Here is a 16,098-nt window from a genome sequence, read left to right on the forward strand (position 1 = left end):
CAGCGCGTTTACCAGGCACCGCACGTAATTAAGGGCGTGGATCATACCAGACCGATTCATCTATGCAAGCGACCCCGCCCGCCGGTCGTCTGCTAACATCGCCGGCCCAGTCCTCGTTTCCTTCATCCCCGGAAGCCGCTGAGTGTCAGACCTGATCCTACGCCTAGCCCTGCCTTCGCCACTCCGCCGCCTGTTCGACTACCGCGCGCCCCGCGGCATTCCGCGCAGCGCCCTACAGCCGGGGATTCGCCTGCTGCTGCCGTTCGGGCGCCGGGAGCTGGTTGGCGTTCTGATAGAGGTGACGGACCGTTCCGAAGTACCCGAAGACAAGCTCAAGCCTGCCCTCAGGGTACTCGACGCCAAGCCGCCGATGCCGGCGCACCTGCTCGAACTCTGTCGCTGGACCGCCCAGTACTACCAGCACAGCCTCGGCGACACCCTGTCCTGGGCGCTGCCCAACCTGTTGCGCCAGGGCGAGCCGGCCGAGGCGCGCCAGCAGCGCTTCTGGCATGCCACCGCGCAATCCAGCCTCGACGATCCGCGCCTGGCCCGGGCGCCGCGCCAGCGCCAGGCCCTGGCGATTCTCAAGCAGCATCCGCACGGGGTTTCCCATGAGTTGCTGAACCAATTGGAAATAAACAAGGACAGCCTCGACCTGCTCAAGGAAAAAGGCCTGGTCGAACTGGAGGTGCGGCGCCACAGCACCCCGCCGCGCGAAGGCGGCTGGCTGGCCCAGGCGGAGTTGCCGCTGAACCCCGAGCAGCGCGCCGCCTTCGAGGCGGTTCGCGCCAGCCACGGCGGTTTCCATTGCTTCCTGCTGGCCGGGGTCACCGGCAGCGGCAAGACCGAGGTCTACCTGCAACTGATCCGCGAAACCCTGGCCGCAGGCCGCCAGGCCCTGGTGCTGATTCCCGAGATCAACCTGGGCCCGCAGACCCTGGCGCGTTTCGAACGCCGCTTCAACGCGCGCATCGCCCTGCTGCATTCGGCCCTGACCGACCGCGAGCGCCTCGATGCCTGGCTCGCCGCCCGGGATGGCGAGGCCGACATCGTCATCGGCACCCGCTCGGCACTGTTCACGCCGCTGAAGCGGCCGGGACTGATCATCGTCGACGAGGAACACGACGCCTCCTATAAACAGCAGGACGGCCTGCGCTACCACGCCCGCGACCTGGCACTGGTACGCGCGCGCCTGGAGAACGTGCCGATCCTGCTCGGTTCGGCCACGCCCGCCCTGGAAAGCCTGCACAACGCCCAGGCCGGCCGCTACGGCCTGCTGCGCCTGACCCAGCGCGCCGGTGGCGCGCACCCGCCGAAGTTCATCCGCCTCGACGTGAAGAGCATGCCGCTCGACGCCGGCCTTTCCCGTCCGCTGCAACAGGCCATCGGCGATACCCTGGCGGCCGGCCAGCAGGTCCTGGTATTCCTCAATCGCCGCGGCTTCGCTCCGACCCTGCTTTGCCACGACTGCGGCTGGATCAGCCAATGCCCGCGCTGCGACGCGCGGATGACCGTGCACCAGGGCAGCGGCGAGTTGCGCTGCCACCACTGCGACCACCGCCAGCGGCCGCCGATGAACTGCCCGCAATGCGGCAAGCTCGACCTGCGTCCGCTAGGCGCCGGCACCGAGCGCGCCGAGGAACGCCTGCGGATTCTCTTCCCGAACCATCCGGTGCTGCGCATCGACCGCGACAGCACCTCACGCAAGCACGCCATGCGCGACCTCTTCGCCACCATCAACAGCGGTGAGCCATGCATCCTGGTCGGCACCCAGATGCTCGCCAAGGGGCACCACTTCCCACGGGTCACCCTGGTGGCGATCCTCGATGCCGATGGCGGCCTGTTTTCCGCCGACTTCCGCGCCAGCGAACGCATGGCCCAGCAGATCGTCCAGGTCGCCGGCCGCGCAGGACGCGCCGAGGAGCCCGGGCGGGTACTGATCCAGACCCACCTGGCCGATCACCCGCTGCTGGTCCAGCTCACCGAGGACGGCTACTTCGCCTTTGCCGAACAGGCCCTCAGCGAACGCCGCGCCGCCGGCCTGCCGCCCTTCGCCCACCTCGCCCTGCTGCGCGCCGAAGCGCACAAGCCGGGCCAGGCGGAAGCCTTCCTCGACAGCGCCTGCAGTGCCGCCGAGCAATTGCTCGAGCAGATGGGCGGACCGGAGGTGGAACTGCTCGGGCCGGTGCCCGCGCCCATGGAGCGGCGTGCCGGCAAGCACCGCGCGCAACTGCTGCTGCAGTGCATGAGCCGGGCGCCGCTGCATCGCCTGCTGACGCCCTGGCTGCAGAGCCTCGAACAGTTGCCCGGCGGGCGCCAGGTGCGCTGGTCGCTCGATATCGATCCGATCGACCTGTTCTGAGCGCCTTCCAGGAAGACGCCCCGCTTGACTGGGGTCAGCCGGAATCCGCGATGTCCGGCGCAAACTGTCGGCTAATCGCCGCAACGGTTGGCAACGCCTGTCCGCCCACGGATAATGCGCGGTTCTGAGCCTCGACCGGCCACCCCGCGCACATCGCGGGGAGTGAACTTCGGAGCGCCGCATCCGCCGGCCCTTCCCCTGTCCGACCGTCGCGCGCCGCCCCTCTGCCCGCGAGCACGGAGAAAACGATGAAAGACACGATTCGCCAGCTGATCCAGCAAGCCCTCGACCAACTGACCGTGGACGGCACCCTGCCCGCCGGCCTGACCCCGGACATCCAGGTGGAGAACACCAAGGACCGTAGCCACGGCGATTTCGCCAGCAACATCGCCATGATGCTGGCCAAGCCGGCCGGGATGAAGCCGCGCGACCTGGCCGCCAGGCTGGTCGAGGCAATCCCCGCCCACGAGCAACTGGCCAAGGTGGAGATCGCCGGCCCCGGCTTCCTCAACTTCTTCCAGGATCACGTCTGGCTCGCCGCCAGCCTCGACCGCGCCCTCGCCGACGAACGTCTCGGCGTGCGCAAGGCAGGCCCGGCGCAGCGCGTGGTGATCGACCTGTCCTCGCCGAACCTGGCCAAGGAAATGCACGTCGGCCACCTGCGCTCGACCATCATCGGCGACGCCGTCGCGCGCGTCCTCGAGTTCCTCGGCGACACGGTGATCCGGCAGAACCATGTCGGCGACTGGGGCACCCAGTTCGGCATGCTGCTCGCCTACCTGGAAGAGCAACCGGTCGACGCCGAGGCCGAGCTGCACGACCTGGAGGTCTTCTACCGCGCGGCGAAGAAACGCTTCGACGAGTCTCCCGAATTCGCCGACCGCGCCCGCGAACTGGTAGTCAAGCTGCAGGCCGGCGACCCCGACTGCCTGCGCCTGTGGACCCGCTTCAACGAGATTTCCCTGTCGCACTGCCAGAAGGTCTACGACCGTCTCGGCGTGAAGCTGAGCATGGCCGACGTCATGGGCGAGAGCGCCTACAACGACGACCTCGCCCAGGTGGTCGCCGACCTGACCGCCAAGGGCCTGCTCACCGAAGACAACGGCGCGTTGTGCGTCTTCCTCGAAGAGTTCAAGAACGCCGAGGGCAATCCGCTCCCGGTGATCGTGCAGAAGGCCGGCGGCGGCTACCTCTACGCCACCACCGACCTCGCCGCCATGCGTTATCGGCACAACGTGCTGCACGCCGACCGCGTGCTGTACTTCGTCGACCAGCGCCAGGCCCTGCACTTCCAGCAGGTCTTCGAAGTGGCGCGGCGCGCCGGTTTCGTTCCGGCCGGCATGGAGCTGGAGCATATGGGCTTCGGCACCATGAACGGCGCCGACGGCCGTCCGTTCAAGACCCGCGACGGCGGTACGGTGAAGCTGATCGACCTGCTGGAAGAGGCCGAGAGCCGCGCCTATACGCTGGTCAAGGAACGCAACGAGCAGCGCGCCGAGCGTGGCGAGGAGCCGTTCGACGAGGTCCAGCTGCGCGAGATCGGCCGGGTGGTGGGGATCGACTCGGTGAAGTACGCCGACCTGTCCAAGCACCGCACCAGCGACTACAGCTTCAACTTCGAACTGATGCTGAGCTTCGAAGGCAACACCGCACCCTACCTGCTCTACGCCTGCACCCGCGTGGCCAGCGTCTTCCGCAAGCTCGGCCAGGGCCGCGAGCAACTGGGCGGGAAGATCGTCCTCGAGCAGCCCCAGGAGCTGGCCCTGGCCGCACAGCTGGCGCAGTTCGGCGACCTGATCAACAACGTCGCGCTCAAGGGCGTGCCGCACCTGCTCTGCGCCTACCTGTACGAGTTGGCCGGGCTGTTCTCCAGCTTCTACGAGCATTGCCCGATCCTCACCGCCGAGGACCCGGCGCAGAAGGACAGCCGCCTGCGTCTCGCCGCGCTGACCGGCCGTACCCTGGAACAGGGCCTGGAGCTGCTCGGTCTGAAGACTCTGGAACGCATGTAATCGAACCCGCCCGAACAGGAGTCCGGGAACCCCCATGGCAAAGAAGAAACCCGCCCCCAAGCGCGGCGCCAGCCGCTACCAGGCGCCCGCCGCGAAGAACGGCGTTCCCGGCTGGGTCTGGCTGGTCGCCGGCCTGGCCATCGGCGGCTTCATCATGTTCCTGATGAAGCTCGAACCCGGGCGCAAGGACGTCCAGCGCGAACGCCCGGACGCCCAGCGCCCGGCCGCCGTGCAGGGCAAGCAGCCGCAGCAGAACGGCCAGGCCCAGCAGCCCGCACAAACGCAGACGCCGGCCCAGGCCAAGCCGAAGTACGAGTTCTACACCCTGCTGCCGGAGTCCGAGGTCGTGGTGCCGCCGGAAGCGGTACCGGAGAAGGCCCCGCCGCCGCCCACCCCCGCCGAGCTGGCCAAGGCCGACGAAGCGCGGGCCAAGGCCGCACTCGCCGGGCAGGTGCCACCGCCGCTGCCGAAAGCGGTGGTCGCCGCCAGCACGCAGTTCTTCCTGCAGGCCGGCTCGTTCCGCAAGCAGTCCGACGCCGACCGCGTGCGCGCGCAGATCATCCTGCTCGGGCAGTCGGTGAACGTCGAGGCCGGCAACGTCCGCGACGAGACCTGGTACCGGGTGATGGTCGGCCCGTTCAACAGCCGCGACCAGTTGTCCCAGGCGCAGAAGACACTGTCCTCCAACGGCTTCAGCAACCTGCTGTTACAGCAACGCAAGGCCCGCTGAACGCGGGCCACGCCGTGCGTTCCGACGCACGGCGGTGCGTGCGGTTGAAAAGCCGCGGATCGCCCCTATATCTCCCAGCATTCCGGGCATTCGGCCCCGCAGTGTGGAGATTTCCCCCTTGACCACCATCGTATCTGTCCGCCGCAACGGCAAAGTCGTCATGGGCGGCGACGGCCAGGTTTCCCTGGGCAACACCGTGATGAAAGGCAACGCCAAGAAGGTCCGGCGCCTGTATCACGGTCAGGTACTGGCCGGTTTCGCCGGCGCCACCGCCGATGCCTTCACCCTGTTCGAGCGCTTCGAGCAGCAACTGGAGAAACACCAGGGGCACCTGGTCCGCGCCGCCGTCGAACTGGCCAAGGACTGGCGCACCGACCGCTCCCTGAGCCGCCTCGAAGCCATGCTCGCGGTCGCCAACAAGGATGCCTCGCTGATCATCACCGGCAACGGCGACGTGGTCGAACCCGAACACGGCCTGATCGCCATGGGCTCCGGCGGCGGCTTCGCCCAGGCCGCGGCCCTGGCCCTGCTGCAGCACAACGCCGAGCTGAGCGCTCGGGAAGTCGCCGAGACCGCGCTGAACATCGCCGGCTCGATCTGCGTCTTCACCAACCAGAACCTGACCATCGAGGAGCTGGACAGCGCCGTCTGAAGCGCTCGTCCCCCGCTGGAGTAAACGAATGTCCATGACGCCCCGCGAGATCGTCCACGAACTCAACCGCCACATCATCGGCCAGGACGACGCCAAGCGCGCCGTCGCCATCGCCCTGCGCAACCGCTGGCGACGCATGCAACTGCCGGCCGAGCTGCGCGCCGAGGTAACACCGAAGAACATCCTCATGATCGGCCCCACCGGCGTCGGCAAGACCGAGATCGCCCGCCGCCTGGCGCGCCTGGCGAACGCGCCGTTCATCAAGGTCGAGGCGACCAAGTTCACCGAGGTCGGTTATGTCGGACGCGACGTCGAATCGATCATCCGCGATCTCGCCGACGCCGCGGTGAAGATGCTCCGCGAACAGGAGATCCAGAAGGTCAAGTATCGCGCCGAGGACGCCGCCGAAGAGCGCATCCTCGATGCCCTGCTGCCGGCCGCGCGTCCCGCCATGGGCTTCGGCGACGAGCCGGCACGCGAGGACAGCAACACCCGCCAGCTGTTCCGCAAGCGCCTGCGCGAAGGCCAGTTGGACGACAAGGAAATCGACATCGAGGTGGCCGACAACCCGGCCGGCGTGGAGATCATGGCCCCGCCCGGCATGGAGGAGATGACCAACCAGTTGCAGAACCTGTTCTCCGGCATGAGCAAGGGCAAGAAGAAGACCCGCAAGCTGAAGGTCGCCGAGGCCCTGAAGCTGATTCGCGACGAAGAGGCGGTGCGCCTGGTCAACGAGGAAGAGCTCAAGGCACGCGCCCTGGAGGCGGTCGAGCAGCACGGCATCGTCTTCATCGACGAGATCGACAAGATCGCCAAGCGCGCCAACGCCGGCGGCGCCGACGTCTCCCGCGAGGGCGTACAGCGCGACCTGCTGCCGCTGATCGAGGGCTGCACGGTGAACACCAAGCTGGGCATGGTCAAGACCGACCACATCCTGTTCATCGCCTCCGGCGCCTTCCACCTGAGCAAGCCGAGCGACCTGGTTCCCGAGCTGCAGGGCCGCCTGCCGATCCGCGTGGAGCTCAAGGCCCTCAGTCCGAACGATTTCGAGCGCATCCTCACCGAGCCGCATGCCTCGCTCACCGAGCAGTACCGCGAGTTGCTGAAGACCGAGGGGCTGGCCATCGAGTTCGCCGAGGACGGCATCAAGCGCCTTGCCGAGATCGCCTGGCAGGTCAACGAGAAGACCGAGAACATCGGTGCCCGCCGCCTGCATACGCTGCTCGAGCGGCTGCTGGAAGAGGTCTCGTTCAGCGCCGCCGACCTGGCCAGCGAGCATAGCGACAAGCCGATCCTGATCGATGCCGGCTACGTCAACAGCCACCTCGGCGAGCTGGCCGAGGACGAGGACCTGTCCCGCTACATCCTTTGACCACCGCCGCCGCCACGGCCAACACCGTGGCGGCGGGCCGCGCGGTCCCGAACCGGGGTATCCTTGTACTCCGCCCTTCCGCGAGTCCGATGCGATGCGTATCCCTTCCGCCATCCAGCTGCACAAAGCCTCGAAGACCCTGACCCTGCGCTACGGCGAGGATAGCTACGACCTGCCTGCCGAGTTCCTCCGCGTGCATTCGCCCTCGGCCGAGGTCCAGGGCCACGGCAACCCGGTATTGCAGTACGGCAAGCTGAACGTCGGCCTGGTCGGCGTCGAACCCGCCGGCCAGTACGCACTGAAGCTGAGCTTCGACGACGGCCACGACAGCGGCCTGTTCACCTGGGACTACCTGTACGAGCTGGCGACCCGCAAGGACCAGCTATGGGCCGACTACCTGGCGGAGCTGGCCAGCGCCGGCAAGTCGCGCGACCCCGACGAGTCGGTCGTCAAGCTGATGCTCTGAAGCGCCGGGCCGAGTGCCCCTTCGCGGCACACGGCATCCAGGCGATTTTTCCCCGCTGCCCCGAACGAGGGCACGTCATTTGCAACATTCGCCCCGCAGACTGCCAGACCAGACATCCGGTCGGCGCGGTCGCCACGGCGAATGTCCTACCCTGCACGGCAGCAACGCTCTAGTCCGCAGGTCGGCCGCTCGCCGGGCCAGCCACGCCGGCCACCGATGCTTCTGCCAGCTTGCACGCCAGCGGAAACTCGCGTAACCAAGACGGTGCAGCCCCTTGTCCGGGTTCCCTTCCCTGACGTGCGTCCGCCCCGCCCTGAAACGTGCGGGTGGGCTGGTAGTCGAGCAGTAGCCGGCCGGACACCTGGTCCCCGGTTTCGTTGCGGTCCCCTGTTTCGCCTCGAACAATGGAGCGTTGCCGATGAGTCAGAAGAACAATAACGAGCTTCCCAAGCAAGCCGCGGAAAACACGCTGAACCTGAATCCGGTGATCGGCATCCGGGGCAAGGACCTGCTCACCTCCGCGCGCATGGTCCTGCTCCAGGCGGTGCGCCAGCCGCTGCACAGCGCCAGGCACGTGGCGCATTTCAGCCTGGAGCTGAAGAACGTCCTGCTCGGCCAGTCGGAGCTACGCCCAGGCGATGACGACCGACGCTTTTCCGATCCGGCCTGGAGCCAGAATCCGCTGTACAAGCGCTACATGCAGACCTACCTGGCCTGGCGCAAGGAGCTGCACAGCTGGATCAGCCACAGCGACCTGTCGCCGCAGGACATCAGTCGTGGCCAGTTCGTCATCAACCTGCTGACCGAGGCGATGTCGCCGACCAACAGCCTGAGCAACCCGGCGGCGGTCAAGCGCTTCTTCGAGACCGGCGGCAAGAGCCTGCTGGACGGCCTCGGCCACCTGGCCAAGGACCTGGTGAACAACGGCGGGATGCCGAGCCAGGTGGACATGGACGCCTTCGAGGTGGGCAAGAACCTGGCCACCACCGAGGGCGCCGTGGTGTTCCGCAACGACGTGCTGGAACTGATCCAGTACCGGCCGATCACCGAGTCGGTGCACGAACGCCCGCTGCTGGTGGTGCCGCCGCAGATCAACAAGTTCTACGTCTTCGACCTGTCGCCGGACAAGAGCCTGGCGCGCTTCTGCCTGCGCAACGGCGTGCAGACCTTCATCGTCAGTTGGCGCAACCCGACCAAGTCGCAGCGCGAATGGGGCCTGACCACCTATATCGAGGCGCTCAAGGAGGCCATCGAGGTAGTCCTGTCGATCACCGGCAGCAAGGACCTCAACCTCCTCGGCGCCTGCTCCGGCGGGATCACCACCGCGACCCTGGTCGGCCACTACGTGGCCAGCGGCGAGAAGAAGGTCAACGCCTTCACCCAACTGGTCAGCGTGCTCGACTTCGAACTGAATACCCAGGTCGCGCTGTTCGCCGACGAGAAGACTCTGGAGGCCGCCAAGCGTCGTTCCTACCAGTCCGGCGTGCTGGAGGGCAAGGACATGGCCAAGGTGTTCGCCTGGATGCGCCCCAACGACCTGATCTGGAACTACTGGGTCAACAACTACCTGCTCGGCAACCAGCCGCCGGCGTTCGACATCCTCTACTGGAACAACGACACCACGCGCCTGCCCGCCGCGCTGCACGGCGAGTTCGTCGAACTGTTCAAGAGCAACCCGCTGAACCGCCCCGGCGCCCTGGAGGTCTCCGGCACGCCCATCGACCTGAAGCAGGTGACTTGCGACTTCTACTGTGTCGCCGGTCTGAACGACCACATCACCCCCTGGGAGTCGTGCTACAAGTCGGCCAGGCTGCTGGGTGGCAAGTGCGAGTTCATCCTCTCCAACAGCGGTCACATCCAGAGCATCCTCAACCCACCGGGCAACCCCAAGGCACGCTTCATGACCAATCCGGAACTGCCCGCCGAGCCCAAGGCCTGGCTGGAACAGGCCGGCAAGCACGCCGACTCGTGGTGGTTGCACTGGCAGCAATGGTTGGCCGAACGCTCCGGCAAGACCCGCAAGGCGCCCGCCAGCCTGGGCAACAAGACCTATCCGGCCGGCGAAGCCGCGCCCGGAACCTACGTGCATGAACGATGAAAAGCGACCAGCCTGAAGAACTGCCGCAGGAGCGATCCGCGGCCTCCGCCGACGAAACCCCGCCAGCGCCTCCGGCGCAGCCCCGTGCCGCGCGGAAGCCGGCCAGGCCCCGTATCGCCGAGCCCGCGGCCGCGCCGCCGAGGACCCCGAGCATGCCCCAGCCCTTCGTCTTCCGGACCATCGACCTCGACGGCCAGACCATCCGCACCGCAGTGCGGCCGGGCAAGGAAGGAAGCACTCCGCTGCTGATCTTCAACGGCATAGGCGCCAACCTGGAACTGGTGTTCCCCTTCGTCCAGGCGCTCGACCCGGAACTGGAGGTGATCGCCTTCGACGTTCCCGGCGTCGGCGGTTCCTCGACGCCCAGCGTGCCCTACCGCTTTCCCGGCCTGGCCAAGCTGGCGGCGCGGATGCTCGACTACCTGGACTACGGCCAGGTCAACGCGATCGGCGTGTCCTGGGGCGGCGCGCTGGCCCAGCAGTTCGCCCACGACTATCCGGAACGCTGCAAGAAGCTGATCCTCGCCGCCACTTCGGCTGGCGCGGTGATGGTGCCAGGCAAGCCGAAGGTACTGATGCGCATGGCCAGCCCGCGGCGCTACATCCAGCCCTCCTATGGCGTACACATCGCCCCGGACATCTACGGCGGGGCCTTCCGCCGCGACCCCAAGCTGGCCATGGCGCATGCCAGCAAGGTGCGTTCGTCGGGCAAGCTGGGCTACTACTGGCAACTGTTCGCCGGGCTCGGCTGGACCAGCATCCACTGGCTGCATAGGATCCGCCAGCCGACCCTGGTGCTGGCCGGCGACGACGACCCGATCATCCCGCTGATCAACATGCGTGTGCTGGCCTGGCGCATTCCCAACGCCGAACTGCACGTGATCGACGACGGCCACCTGTTCCTGGTGACCCGCGCCGAATCGGTGGCGCCGATCATCATGAAGTTCCTCGCCGAGGAGCGCCGTCGCGCCGTCATGCACCCTCGTCCGTTCCTGCCCAAGACCGGCTGAACTGCTGCACGGGCAACACCAGGGCAGCAGACACTGCTTCGTCATGGTGCAGGTGCATAGTCAATGTTCCGCAACGGCGCATGGCGCCTGGCTTCGCCGCGACAGCGCAAGCTCTGCGACGCCCCTCCCGGCGTTGTGGTACAGCGCTTGCTGCCCCACTGTCGGGCGGCATCCTCCCTGTTCAGGCAGGTGTGCGGTTCTGCCCCGGGTGAAACGGAATTCACAGGCTATAACTGAGTATTCCGAGCCAGGGGACGATCGCCCGTGGCATCCAGACTGTGGTCCTACGACGGAGTGTGGTCCATGCGAGAAAAGCAGGAATCGGGTAGCGTGCCGGTGCCCGCCGAGTTCATGAGTGCACAGAGCGCCATCGTCGGCCTGCGCGGCAAGGACCTGCTGACGACGGTCCGCAGCCTGGCTGTCCACGGCCTGCGCCAGCCGCTGCACAGTGCGCGGCACCTGGTCGCCTTCGGAGGCCAGTTGGGCAAGGTGCTGCTGGGCGACACCCTGCACCAGCCGAACCCACAGGACGCCCGCTTCCAGGATCCATCCTGGCGCCTCAATCCCTTCTACCGGCGCACCCTGCAGGCCTACCTGGCGTGGCAGAAGCAACTGCTCGCCTGGATCGACGAAAGCAACCTGGACTGCGACGATCGCGCCCGCGCCCGCTTCCTCGTCGCCTTGCTCTCCGACGCCGTGGCACCCAGCAACAGCCTGATCAATCCACTGGCGGTAAAGGAACTGTTCAATACCGGCGGGATCAGCCTGCTCAATGGCGTCCGCCACCTGCTCGAAGACCTGGTGCACAACGGCGGCATGCCCAGCCAGGTGAACAAGACCGCCTTCGAGATCGGTCGCAACCTCGCCACCACGCAAGGCGCGGTGGTGTTCCGCAACGAGGTGCTGGAACTGATCCAGTACAAGCCGCTGGGCGAGCGCCAGTACGCCAAGCCCCTGCTGATCGTGCCGCCGCAGATCAACAAGTACTACATCTTCGACCTGTCGCCGGAAAAGAGCTTCGTCCAGTACGCCCTGAAGAACAACCTGCAGGTCTTCGTCATCAGTTGGCGCAACCCCGACGCCCAGCACCGCGAATGGGGCCTGAGCACCTATGTCGAGGCCCTCGACCAGGCCATCGAGGTCAGCCGCGAGATCACCGGCAGCCGCAGCGTGAACCTGGCCGGCGCCTGCGCCGGCGGGCTCACCGTGGCCGCCTTGCTCGGCCACCTTCAGGTACGCCGGCAACTGCGCAAGGTCAGTAGCGTCACCTACCTGGTCAGCCTGCTCGACAGCCAGATGGAAAGCCCGGCGATGCTCTTCGCCGACGAGCAGACCCTGGAGAGCAGCAAGCGCCGCTCCTACCAGCATGGCGTGCTGGACGGGCGCGACATGGCCAAGGTGTTCGCCTGGATGCGCCCCAACGACCTGATCTGGAACTACTGGGTCAACAACTACCTGCTCGGCAGGCAGCCGCCGGCGTTCGACATCCTCTACTGGAACAACGACAACACGCGGCTGCCCGCGGCGTTCCACGGCGAACTGCTCGACCTGTTCAAGCACAACCCGCTGACCCGCCCGGGTGCGCTGGAGGTCAGCGGGACCGCGGTGGACCTGGGCAAGGTGGCGATCGACAGCTTCCACGTCGCCGGCATCACCGACCACATCACGCCCTGGGACGCGGTCTATCGCTCGGCCCTCCTGCTGGGCGGCCAGCGCCGCTTCATCCTGTCCAACAGCGGGCACATCCAGAGCATCCTCAACCCTCCCGGAAACCCCAAGGCCTGCTACTTCGAGAACGACAAGCTGAGCAGCGATCCACGCGCCTGGTACTACGACGCCAAGCGCGAAGAGGGCAGTTGGTGGCCGGTCTGGCTGGGCTGGCTGCAGGAGCGCTCGGGCGAGCTGGGCAACCCTGACTTCAACCTTGGCAGCGCCGCGCATCCGCCCCTCGAAGCGGCCCCGGGCACCTACGTGCATATACGCTGAAAGATCCGGCCCGGGCGCCTGGAGCCGGGCACCTCCATCCCCAGAAGAAGTCCGGATGAAGACACGCGACCGAATCCTCGAATGCTCGCTGTTGCTGTTCAACGAACAGGGCGAGCCCAACGTCTCGACACTGGAGATCGCCAACGAACTGGGCATCAGCCCGGGCAATCTCTACTACCACTTCCATGGCAAGGAACCGCTGGTGATGGCGCTGTTCGAGCGGTTCCAGGCCGAGTTGGCGCCGCTGCTCGATCCGCCCGAGGAGGTGCGCCTGGGCGCGGAGGACTACTGGCTGTTCCTGCACCTGATCGTCGAGCGCCTCGCCCACTACCGCTTCCTGTTCCAGGACCTGTCCAACCTGACCGGGCGCCTGCCACGGCTGGCTCGCGGCATCCGTACCTGGCTCGGCGCGCTGAAGCGGACCCTGGCCACCCTGCTGGCCCGCCTCAAGGCCGACCGGCAGTTGCGCAGCGACGCGCCGGCACTCGGGCAACTGGTCGAACAGATCACCCTGACCCTGCTGTTCTCCCTGGATTACCAGCGGGTACTGGGCAGCAAGGGCGAGGTGCGCACGGTGGTCTACCAGATCATGATGCTGGTCGCCCCGCATCTGCGCAGCGAGGCCCAACGCTCGGCGGAAAGCCTGGCGCAGCGCTACCTGGGACCGGAATGAAAAACGCCCGGCGAGTGCCGGGCGTGTGCCTTGCCGCCAGGACTCAGCCCTGGCTGCTCGGCGTCGCCGGAGCGTTCGCTGCCGGAGCGCTGGCAGCCGGTGTGGCGGCGGGGGCAGCGGGCGCGCTCGAAGACGCGGCGGGAGCGGCCGGTTTCGCCGCGGCGGGCTTGGCTGCCGGCTTCTTCGCCGCAGGCTTTTTCGCAGCCGGCTTGGCGGCAGGTTTCGCCGCGGGCTTGGCGGCGGTCGCAGCGGCCGGCTTGGCTGCCGGCTTCGCGGCAGGCTTGGCTGCGGCAGGTTTCGCAGCAGGCTTCGCCGCGGCCTTGGCTGCCGGCTTGGTCGCCGGTTTCGCTGCGGCCTTCGCAGTCGGTTTGGCTGCCGGCTTGGCGGCCGGCTTGGCGGCCGCGGTTTTCGCCGCGGGTTTTTTCGCCGCGGGTTTCGCCGCAGGCTTGGCGGCGGCCTTGGCTGCCGGTTTAGCTGCCGGCTTGGCCGCTGCGGTTTTCGCCGCGGGCTTGGCAGCCGGTTTCGCCGCAGGCTTGGCCGCTGCCTTCGCCGCCGGCTTGACGCTGACGCCGGTGAGTTTCTCGATCTGCTTGGTCAGCGTATCGACCTTGCTGTGCAGCTCCTTCACCTCGTTGCGGCTCGGCACGCCGAGACGCGAGATGGCGCTGTTCAGGCGCTTGTCGAAAGCTTCCTCGAGCTCGCTCCACTTGCCGAGCGCACGGTCCCGAACCTCGTCGACCTTGCTCTTCGCAGAGCGGGCGGAAGCCTTCGCCGCACCGACCTGCGCGTCCACATCGGACTTCGCTTCTTTTTCAGCCTTCTCGCCGTCTTTCACCAAGGTCTCGAACAGCTTGCTGCCGTCCTTGCTGACCTTCGAGTAGGCCCCCAGACCAGCCAGCCAGATCTGCCGCGAGTATTTCTCGATCTCGCCGATCCAACTGGACTCTTTTTCGCTCTTCTTCTTGCCAGCCATCCTGCTCTCCTTATTGGGTTCTCGCGACACGCTCGAGCACTGCGCTCAGCTCATCCAGCTTAGCAGAGAGTGCTTCGACATCGTTCCGGGAAGGTATGCCTATCCGGTTCAACGTGCTAGCGACACGGCTGTCGAATGCCTGCTCGATCCTGTCGAGCTGGTCTTCGACTTTTCCCTTCACCGAAGAGAGGCCGGTCTTGACACTGTCATTGGCCGAATCGACCTGACTTGTGACCAGCGATTTGCCTTTTTTCTCCAGGGCTTCGCCAGCTTTCACCAATTCCTTGAAGTAGTCGCTGCCTTCGGTGCCCAGGCGGGAATACGCACCCAGGCCGGCAAGCCAGATCTGGCGGGCATAGTGGCGGATCTCGGAGACCAGGGAAGTGGATTCGGAAACGGTCTTTTTCTTCAGGGCAATCTTGGCCATGGGGCACCTCACGCTCGTTGGGTTGAAGAAACCGCAGGCGCCGCCGGAACGCTGGCAGCGTGAGAGCAAGGTATCGGGGAAAATTAGAAACCGCATACTAAGCGGAAGATGGGCGCCGCCAGGACGGCGAACGCCCGGCGGGATCAGGCCAGCGCCTTGTCCAGCGCCTTCTCGATCTCGCCCTTGAGCAGGCCGCTCATGGCCGACAGCATCAGGCCGAGCTTGACGTCCACCGCGACCTTGTCCGCCCCCACCGCGATCCTGCCGTCGACGCCACTGCGTTTGAAGGTCAGCTCGTCGCCCTGCCATTCGCACTGCACGCCGTGCTCCTTCGCCAGACGTTCGGCCAGTTTCTCCGCCTTGGCCCGTGCGGCGTCCAGCCCCAGGCTGTGCGGACGTTCGATGTGGATACGCGACATGGATCGACTCCTGATTGCAGATCGGAAAACTATACGCGGCCAGACAAAACACCGCACCCGCGCCGTCGGACGGCGGCACAGCACTTTCCCCACATCCTGTTAGAATGCCCGGCATTCTTTCCAGGTGAGAACGTCATGAACGATCCCCGCAAAGGCGCCGACGCCGAACCCACCACCCACTTCGGCTACCAGAACGTTCCAGAAAGCCAGAAGGCGAAGAAGGTCGCCGAGGTATTCCACTCGGTGGCGGCCAAGTACGACCTGATGAACGACCTGATGTCCGGCGGCATCCATCGCCTGTGGAAGCGATTCACCATCGAGCTGTCCGGCGTGCGCAGCGGGAACCGCGTGCTCGACATCGCCGGCGGCACCGGCGACCTGACCCGGCAGTTCTCGCGCCTGGTCGGCCCGACCGGCGAGGTGGTGCTGGCCGACATCAACGCCTCGATGCTCAAGGTCGGCCGCGACAAGCTGCTCGACAAGGGCGTCTCCGGCAACGTCAGCTTCGTCCAGGCGGACGCCGAGAAGCTGCCCTTCCCGGACAACCACTTCGACTGCGTGACCATCGCCTTCGGCCTGCGCAACGTCACCCACAAGGACGAAGCGATCCGCTCCATGCTGCGCGTGCTCAAGCCCGGTGGCCGCCTGCTGGTGCTGGAGTTCTCCAAGCCGAGCAGCAACCTGCTGTCCAAGGCCTACGACGCCTATTCGTTCAGCCTGCTGCCGCTGATGGGCAAGCTGGTCACCAACGACTCCGAGAGCTATCGCTACCTGGCCGAGTCGATCCGCATGCACCCCGACCAGGAAACCCTGAAGGCGATGATGGTGGAAGCCGGCTTCGACCGCGTGACCTACCACAACATGACCGGCGGCATCGTCGCCCTGCACCGCGGTATCAAGCCTTAACCGAGGGCGCGC

Annotated in this window: 14 protein-coding genes; 11 read left to right on the forward strand and 3 right to left on the reverse strand. The window is 66.6% G+C overall.

Going from position 1 to position 16,098, the window contains the following annotated elements; translation table 11 throughout:
* Window positions 1-142: 142 nt before the first annotated feature.
* The 10 genes from ACM0M4_RS28280 to ACM0M4_RS28325 all read left to right on the forward strand — a co-directional run bounded on the left by ACM0M4_RS28280 (window position 143) and on the right by ACM0M4_RS28325 (window position 13,361).
* Window positions 143-2,362: a primosomal protein N' gene (locus ACM0M4_RS28280; protein ID WP_003095847.1), complete on the forward strand. Its 2,220-nt coding sequence runs from the start codon at window positions 143-145 to the stop codon at window positions 2,360-2,362.
* 248 nt (window positions 2,363-2,610) lie between these two features.
* On the forward strand, window positions 2,611-4,374 hold the full coding sequence (gene argS / locus ACM0M4_RS28285) for an arginine--tRNA ligase (RefSeq protein WP_054376168.1): 1,764 nt from the start codon (window positions 2,611-2,613) through the stop codon (window positions 4,372-4,374).
* A 34-nt stretch (window positions 4,375-4,408) separates the two neighbouring features.
* Window positions 4,409-5,104, forward strand: coding sequence for an SPOR domain-containing protein (locus tag ACM0M4_RS28290; protein WP_003095850.1), 696 nt, complete (start codon window positions 4,409-4,411; stop codon window positions 5,102-5,104).
* Window positions 5,105-5,222: 118 nt separating this feature from the next.
* The gene (gene hslV, locus ACM0M4_RS28295; protein WP_003095852.1) at window positions 5,223-5,756 is read left to right on the forward strand and encodes an ATP-dependent protease subunit HslV; all 534 of its coding nucleotides are present in this window, start codon (window positions 5,223-5,225) and stop codon (window positions 5,754-5,756) included.
* A 28-nt stretch (window positions 5,757-5,784) separates the two neighbouring features.
* On the forward strand, window positions 5,785-7,128 hold the full coding sequence (hslU, locus tag ACM0M4_RS28300; RefSeq protein ID WP_003095854.1) for an ATP-dependent protease ATPase subunit HslU: 1,344 nt from the start codon (window positions 5,785-5,787) through the stop codon (window positions 7,126-7,128).
* Between the two features lie 94 nt (window positions 7,129-7,222).
* Window positions 7,223-7,594, forward strand: a complete 372-nt coding sequence (locus ACM0M4_RS28305; protein WP_003095857.1) for a gamma-butyrobetaine hydroxylase-like domain-containing protein — start codon at window positions 7,223-7,225, stop codon at window positions 7,592-7,594.
* Between the two features lie 418 nt (window positions 7,595-8,012).
* Window positions 8,013-9,692 carry a class II poly(R)-hydroxyalkanoic acid synthase gene (phaC, locus tag ACM0M4_RS28310; RefSeq protein ID WP_003095864.1) on the forward strand — a complete coding sequence of 560 codons (1,680 nt, stop codon included), beginning with the start codon at window positions 8,013-8,015 and terminating at the stop codon, window positions 9,690-9,692.
* 152 nt (window positions 9,693-9,844) lie between these two features.
* Window positions 9,845-10,702, forward strand: coding sequence for a poly(3-hydroxyalkanoate) depolymerase (gene phaZ / locus ACM0M4_RS28315; RefSeq protein ID WP_003095866.1), 858 nt, complete (start codon window positions 9,845-9,847; stop codon window positions 10,700-10,702).
* A gap of 303 nt (window positions 10,703-11,005) precedes the next feature.
* Entirely contained in the window at window positions 11,006-12,688 is a 1,683-nt protein-coding gene (phaC, locus tag ACM0M4_RS28320) for a class II poly(R)-hydroxyalkanoic acid synthase (RefSeq protein WP_003103289.1), read from the forward strand.
* 55 nt (window positions 12,689-12,743) lie between these two features.
* Complete coding sequence (locus ACM0M4_RS28325) at window positions 12,744-13,361, forward strand: TetR/AcrR family transcriptional regulator (protein WP_003103292.1); 618 nt, start codon at window positions 12,744-12,746, stop codon at window positions 13,359-13,361.
* A gap of 43 nt (window positions 13,362-13,404) precedes the next feature.
* On the opposite strand, the gene ACM0M4_RS28330 is transcribed toward ACM0M4_RS28325, so the two are convergent.
* The 3 genes from ACM0M4_RS28330 to ACM0M4_RS28340 form a co-directional block, all read right to left on the reverse strand.
* On the reverse strand, window positions 13,405-14,334 hold the full coding sequence (locus ACM0M4_RS28330; protein ID WP_023101984.1) for a phasin family protein: 930 nt from the start codon (window positions 14,332-14,334) through the stop codon (window positions 13,405-13,407).
* A gap of 10 nt (window positions 14,335-14,344) precedes the next feature.
* On the reverse strand, window positions 14,345-14,761 hold the full coding sequence (locus ACM0M4_RS28335) for a phasin family protein (RefSeq protein WP_003103463.1): 417 nt from the start codon (window positions 14,759-14,761) through the stop codon (window positions 14,345-14,347).
* 143 nt (window positions 14,762-14,904) lie between these two features.
* The gene (locus ACM0M4_RS28340) at window positions 14,905-15,180 is read right to left on the reverse strand and encodes a polyhydroxyalkanoic acid system family protein (RefSeq protein ID WP_003095874.1); all 276 of its coding nucleotides are present in this window, start codon (window positions 15,178-15,180) and stop codon (window positions 14,905-14,907) included.
* Between the two features lie 135 nt (window positions 15,181-15,315).
* Here ACM0M4_RS28340 and ubiE point away from each other — a divergent pair, with 135 nt between their 5' ends.
* On the forward strand, window positions 15,316-16,086 hold the full coding sequence (gene ubiE / locus ACM0M4_RS28345) for a bifunctional demethylmenaquinone methyltransferase/2-methoxy-6-polyprenyl-1,4-benzoquinol methylase UbiE (protein ID WP_003103462.1): 771 nt from the start codon (window positions 15,316-15,318) through the stop codon (window positions 16,084-16,086).
* Window positions 16,087-16,098: the final 12 nt, after the last annotated feature.

This window comes from Pseudomonas sp. 18-147 (assembly GCF_051048045.1).
Lineage (GTDB): Bacteria > Pseudomonadota > Gammaproteobacteria > Pseudomonadales > Pseudomonadaceae > Pseudomonas > Pseudomonas aeruginosa.